The organism is uncultured Clostridium sp. (assembly GCF_934754915.1).
Classification (GTDB): Bacteria; Bacillota; Clostridia; order Clostridiales; family Clostridiaceae; genus Clostridium.
Genome location: NZ_CAKVKB010000195.1, coordinates 1 through 4911 on the forward strand (window position 1 = coordinate 1; position 4911 = coordinate 4911).

Consider the following 4911-nt stretch of genomic DNA (forward strand, 5'->3'; position numbering starts at 1 on the left):
AAGATATATCCACTTAATGCAAGAGTATAGTTGCTCTATGAACGATATCGGAGAAGTGAATATCTATCAAAGTGATAGTGAATTTCTACTTAATGGACTTAATCCCACTACTTACGAACTAATAGAGGTTATCAGAATATCAAGCTATGATTATCTACATTTGGTTGAATTAGTAGATGACTATTATGCCAAAGATATCTATGTTCCAGTCCAAATAAGAGAGGTTGTTTAATATGTTTGAAAATTCAAGATATCTAACCAAGGGAGTTAATCAAAGTATTCCACTGGAATTACAAATCTTCATGTGGAAGTGCATCGATGAACTTCCTATTGAAAAAGACTACTTGCAAGTGTTTAATTTATCTGTTAAAGATGGTATTCAAATAATTCAACACAAACATGAAGTTCCTAAGTATCAAGATACTTATTCTGTTTTAGTGTCCAATCCAGTTGACACTAAAATCTTTGTTATTGATGACGGCGATTACTCTACCATGTTACTTGCTGAAGAGTATTAATTAACTAAAATAACCTCTAAGTAATTCCTTAGAGGTTATTTTTTTGTAGTGACAAATAATTTAATTTATGTTATAATCATATCTAAGATAATTAGAAAGGTGGATTTTATGAAAAAGATTTTTAAAGTGGGAAGTATGTTTGCTGGTGTTGGTGGTATATGTTTAGGATTTTTACAGGCGTATAATCCAAATGCGGAATATCAACTTGTTTGGGCTAATGAAATCGATGAATATGCTTGTGAAACTTATAGAAATAATTTCCATCATACTCTTTTAGAAGGTGATATTAATAAAGTTTTAAACCCAAATTTAGCTAGTGATAATATTGAAAAAAAATATTATGAAAATCTACATAATGTTATTCTATCTACTCCAATAGATATTCTTAATGGAGGATTTCCTTGTCAAGCATTTAGTATTGCAGGAAAACAAAAGGGATTTGATGATGATAGGGGTAATTTATTTTTGAGCATTATTGAATTGATAAATCAGTTAGGTAAAAAATTTTATAAGCCTAGAATTTTATTACTAGAAAATGTTAAAAATTTAAAATCACATGATGGTGGAAATACTTACACTCATATTAAAAATGAACTTCAAAAAGCTGGATATATAATTAAGGAAGCTATTATAAATACTATGAACTATTCTAATTTACCGCAAAATCGTGAAAGATTATATATAATAGGATTTTTAAATGAATATGATGCCAATAATTTTAATCTATTTGATAATTTACAATCTTATGAAGTATATAAATCCAAAGAGAATAGAATAAATGATATCAAAAAAATATTGAATTTTTCTATAACTGATAATAAATATTTTTATACTAAAGAAAAATATCCTAAATATTTTATATCACAAAATGACTTTCAGTTAAATAATAATGGTAAATGTGCTAGAATAAATCTTGATGAAGAGATTAATGAAATGTATCAATTTTATCAAATTCGTAGAGGTATGTATGTTAGAAAAAATCAAAACAATGTATGTCCCACACTTACTGCTAATATGGGAACTGGAGGGCATAATGTTCCATTAATATTAACTCCAACAGGCATTAGAAAGATAACTCCAAGAGAAGCTTTTAACCTTCAAGGATTTCCTAATAACTATACACTGCCAACTAAATTTAAAGAAAGAACTTTAAGTGATAGTCATTTATACAAACAAGCGGGTAATTCTGTTTCAGTGCCAATAATTCAAATGATAACTGAATACCTACTAAATATTTTGGTTTAAAATACAAAGGTACTACTAAATTTAGCATAGTAGTACCTTTATTTATTATCTTATAAAGTTCTCAAAACTATCAATATTAGCTGGCATTATGGAATATAATTCCATTCCATCGCTGTCTATTCCTTGATAAGTAATTAAGACACTATCAATATTTGCATTTATTAAATCTTGCATAGTTATAGGATTGTTAGATATATTAGCATTAATATTTAAAATATTAAATAAATATCTTCCTAAATCACTATTTGGATTAGACATTAGTGCTTTATTATTATCTTGGCATATACTAGCTAAAATGGTATTAGCAACAATCATTTCATTATTACCATAATTATTCATTAATTGCAATTTAAAATAAGTATCTCTATTTGGAAAAAATCCCTTATTTCTATTATAAAAAATTGATGGAATTGGAATATAAACTTCGTAAGAATTTCTAGGTCTACCATAAGCGTTCCATTGATTTAGTCCACTTTGTTCCATTACGTCATGATATTTATAAGAATATAATGGCAAAAATACACTAGAACCTTTTTGTTTACCTATAATTGAATTATAAATAATTGTATTCATATATTTTATTCCTTCATATTATAATTGATATGCAAATAATATCATAATAAATTATAAGTATCAATATTTTTTAAAAATTTTATAGTAATGATACTTTTTTCACAGGTTGTAAGTTATTAGCCTCAATAAGAGCTTTTTTCATTGAAAATCTAGGTCTACGACCTTGTAACTGTTGGTCCTTAAAAGTTTCATTTTTTTTCGAATTAAGCACTAAATCATATATACTACTATCATCAATTTTGTAAAACCAAACTTCACCATCTACAACACCATTTGGTGCAAAATCAACAAAGTAAAGTAAATCCCAAGTACTAGTTGGTCCAAATGAAGTACAATCAACAGGAATAGACGCAGATTTAACTTGTACACCTTCTCCAGTGTTTTTCATTACACAGTCATAGGAATGTGCTGTTTGATTAGTTCGTATGGCATTGAAAAAATAACAGAATAATCCTTCACTAAATACATCAGGAACATTTAATGCTCTACCACCTAATGATTTAAGGTCTACATTGATGTTTTGCCATTTCTTGAATATACTTTTCATCTGTTGAAAGTCTTGTTCTTCAAATTCATCTCCAGTGATAATTTCACCAGTTTTTATCTGTAGAGATACTCTCTTCATGATAAGTTACCTCACTTTCTTTCTTAATTTAAGAGTATTATACCATTTAAAGGATATTTTGTCAATATCAAATTGAAAATTTAATGTACATAAAAAAGTGCTTTTATATATTGATTTTTAATTATAAATATGATATAATAATAAATATTAAAAAAAGAGGAGATTTTATGAATTATATAAATTATTATAAAAAAGATTATTATAATAAAAGTAACTATGATATGGTCTTAAAAAAAATAAACTCAAAGTTGAATTGTTCATTAAAAAGTTGTAGGCTAGAATTAGTATGTTTATTTGATGACTTACTAAATAATATTCCTTGTTGTTATTGGGACAAGTCAATATATAAACAAACAATTAGCCAATTAGAAATATTACTTAAAAATAATCCCCTTATTATAATAGATGAATCAATTATGGAACATTTTTTAATTGCCTATAATACATATAACGAAATTACCAGTATAATCAATGATTTATCAAATTTCAATAATAATCAAATAATTAAAAATCGTCAATATCGTATTCCAACATATGTATCTATAGTTGAAGGGTGTTTGGCTAATTTATTTCGTTTTATAACGTTGATAATTAATCAAACAAGTCAAAAAGATTATTCTAATATATGTAATTTAAATACATTATGTGATGTTATGAAAAAAAATAATTTTGAAACGTTAGTATCTAAAATAGATGTGAATATTAGAAATGCTATTAATCATGGAACTATATACTTTGTTGAAGATGGTAAAACTATCAATTTTAATTATAATTTAAATCATAAGAGTTGTTCTTTAGAGTTAAAATACTACCAATTTGATAAGTTAATTGATGAAGTTTATGATACTGCTAGTGCAATTATTCTTGGTATTTCGTATTGTTTGAATAATTATTGGAATAGAGTATCAATTAATTTAACACATGAATCATTTGTTTCATGGAATCTATTGTGTATGCAATTGAGTATTCCAGCTGTTCGTTGTAAATATATAAATAAAGCTCCAATAAGCAATCAGTTAAGTTTAAATGTTTGGATTAAAAATACTGATAGAAATTATATTATTAAAATTGCTATAGAACTTGCAACAATGTTATTTGAGAAATATAGCACATTTGATAAATATTTTATTGGATTCAATAATGAAAGATTAGCTTCTAGTTGGATACGTTTTAATAATAATGAAATATCCGATATGGTTTATAGAAAACGTACATTAGAGGACATTTTAAAAGAAGTTATAATTAGAAATGATATTCTAATTTTTAATCCATCTACAGAACAAATCGACCTTAATGAAATTAAGTATTTTCATTTTCCAAATTATATTGGAGATAATTATATAATTACCAATGTGCAAGATGCTAGTTTAGAAGATAGAAAAAGATTAAAATGTCATTTGTTCATTGGTGATATTATTCGAAAAGATGACATATTAAAAATTATACATAATTGTATATTATGGTTAAAAACTCTTAAAAATATTGATTCTCCAACTATTCATCATAAATATGGTGAAATGGAGGCTGACTCATTGTATATCAATGTATATCATTATAATGAACGTCATAATAAATGTATAAATCCTAACAATGAGAATTTTATATGTTTTGTGGATTATAATGTTTCTGGAATAACTTCTTTAAAAAATGGTGGTATTACTGAAAAAATATGGAATGAATTATATCATGAAAAGATAGAGTATATGGATATTGCTTGGCGTGAAAAAATATTCTATTAAACATATTAATTATGATTAGCAAAAACACTTTATGTCCATGTGGTAGTGGTAAAAAATTCAAAAGATGTTGTATGTGTTATAAATAAAAATAATTCTAACAATGAAACTCTAAATCAATTAATAGATACTTGCCCTAATGAAAAAATATTTTACTTAGAAGAATTAGTTAAAATCTACATTAAAAGCGTGAAATGAAAATTTTTTCTTAGTC

Annotated in this window: 7 protein-coding genes; 5 read left to right on the top strand and 2 right to left on the bottom strand. The window is 25.3% G+C overall.

Going from position 1 to position 4911, the window contains the following annotated elements:
* The 3 genes from Q0F58_RS17165 to dcm form a co-directional block, all read left to right on the top strand.
* Window positions 1-232, top strand: a 232-nt coding sequence (locus Q0F58_RS17165) for a hypothetical protein (RefSeq protein WP_294379091.1), incomplete at its 5' end; no start/stop codon positions are given.
* A gap of 1 nt (window position 233) precedes the next feature.
* On the top strand, window positions 234-518 hold the full coding sequence (locus Q0F58_RS17170; RefSeq protein ID WP_294379092.1) for a DUF960 domain-containing protein: 285 nt from the start codon (window positions 234-236) through the stop codon (window positions 516-518).
* 108 nt (window positions 519-626) lie between these two features.
* Entirely contained in the window at window positions 627-1763 is a 1137-nt protein-coding gene (dcm, locus tag Q0F58_RS17175; RefSeq protein ID WP_294379093.1) for a DNA (cytosine-5-)-methyltransferase, read from the top strand.
* Between the two features lie 45 nt (window positions 1764-1808).
* Here the strand turns inward: dcm and Q0F58_RS17180 are convergent, their stop codons facing one another.
* Both Q0F58_RS17180 and Q0F58_RS17185 read right to left on the bottom strand, forming a co-directional pair.
* Complete coding sequence (locus Q0F58_RS17180; protein ID WP_294379094.1) at window positions 1809-2336, bottom strand: hypothetical protein; 528 nt, start codon at window positions 2334-2336, stop codon at window positions 1809-1811.
* Window positions 2337-2415: 79 nt separating this feature from the next.
* The gene (locus Q0F58_RS17185) at window positions 2416-2961 is read right to left on the bottom strand and encodes a Bsp6I family type II restriction endonuclease (RefSeq protein WP_294379095.1); all 546 of its coding nucleotides are present in this window, start codon (window positions 2959-2961) and stop codon (window positions 2416-2418) included.
* Between the two features lie 167 nt (window positions 2962-3128).
* Here Q0F58_RS17185 and Q0F58_RS17190 point away from each other — a divergent pair, with 167 nt between their 5' ends.
* Together Q0F58_RS17190 and Q0F58_RS19715 are read left to right on the top strand one after the other, a co-directional pair.
* Complete coding sequence (locus tag Q0F58_RS17190; RefSeq protein ID WP_294379096.1) at window positions 3129-4700, top strand: hypothetical protein; 1572 nt, start codon at window positions 3129-3131, stop codon at window positions 4698-4700.
* 11 nt (window positions 4701-4711) lie between these two features.
* Window positions 4712-4786, top strand: a complete 75-nt coding sequence (locus Q0F58_RS19715; RefSeq protein WP_367118210.1) for an SEC-C metal-binding domain-containing protein — start codon at window positions 4712-4714, stop codon at window positions 4784-4786.
* The last annotated feature ends 125 nt before the right edge of the window (window positions 4787-4911 follow it).